The sequence below is a fragment of the Mesorhizobium sp. P5_C1 genome (assembly GCF_054049815.1).
In genome coordinates this window covers 1-888 of the sequence record NZ_JBFULQ010001162.1, presented here as the reverse complement: position 1 = coordinate 888, position 888 = coordinate 1, and the positions used below count along the sequence as shown (strand labels likewise).

The window sequence follows — 888 nt, the reverse complement described above, 5'->3', positions numbered from 1 at the left end:
GAGTAGATCTGAACGAAGTCCACGAAAGGCTCCTGCGATCGCATTGACGTCATTGACTGACATTGACGTTTCAAAGTTGTTAGCGAGATGCTCGTCCAGTCGCCCCCACATGTATGGAACAAGGAAGGTGTCAAATTGATCCTTCTGATCCTTTCGGAAGTTTAGGAGTTGGGCATGCGCAAGCTTGTTCCGAACCTTGTTCTTGCCGATCAGGCGGTTGTTTAGGTTGTTCCATGTGGCAAGATAATCGGGGTGGTCGGTAAAGGTCTCTCTAAGGGCTGCATCCACCATTTTTTGGCGGCTTTCGAAAGAGACAACGGCCCAATACGCGGCATACAATGCATGATTGTCGTGTTGGCCGCATGTCGCCGTCTGGAAGAGTTTCGCATGTTCTAGCTCGACCAGACCCCATTCGAGCAACGCGGTGCCTACAGCGCGTTGGATATCTTCAGACTGATCGGTAGATGGCATGCCCGAAACCCCCAAAGACAAAGACCTGGATGAGACGAAGCGCATTATGGAGCGCTTGGTAAAGACCCCGCCTAACCCCAAGGCCAAGCCGGAAAAGCACGAAGCTAAGCCGCAGAAGGACAAGACCGATGATCACCATCGATCCTGACGTGGCAGAGGCTGCAACGCTGTTGCAGTCAAAATTCGAGGCAGGCAAGCTACTCGGAATTGCGCAGTCGCTCGCCGACCTAGCACCGGCACTATGGGGGCGCTACCCCAAGATCGAGATAGCGCCCGCCGTTCTCATTGCTGAACAGAACACACCATCAGTTGCCACTCGATAGGCGCGCGGTTGGTGTGCTGATGGTGGTTTTGCGGAGGCAGCGGATTGCCCTTATTCGCGGCAATCTCATCTCCGCAAGTCGCACAGCGATAGAT

General features: G+C 53.9%; 3 protein-coding genes. 2 read left to right on the top strand and 1 reads right to left on the bottom strand.

Translation table 11 applies throughout. The features are described from left to right. A partial coding sequence (locus ACXJ7R_RS34625) for a hypothetical protein (protein ID WP_457155721.1) occupies positions 1–471 on the bottom strand: 471 nt, incomplete at its 3' end. On the opposite strand from ACXJ7R_RS34625, the gene ACXJ7R_RS34620 reads away from it, so the two are divergent. Together ACXJ7R_RS34620 and ACXJ7R_RS34615 are read left to right on the top strand one after the other, a co-directional pair. Then, positions 470–619, top strand: coding sequence for a hypothetical protein (locus tag ACXJ7R_RS34620; protein WP_457155720.1), 150 nt, complete (start codon positions 470–472; stop codon positions 617–619). The genes ACXJ7R_RS34625 and ACXJ7R_RS34620 overlap by 2 nt on opposite strands. Further along, positions 600–794: a hypothetical protein gene (locus ACXJ7R_RS34615; protein ID WP_457155719.1), complete on the top strand. Its 195-nt coding sequence runs from the start codon at positions 600–602 to the stop codon at positions 792–794. The genes ACXJ7R_RS34620 and ACXJ7R_RS34615 overlap by 20 nt, the downstream gene beginning before the upstream one ends. Positions 795–888: the final 94 nt, after the last annotated feature.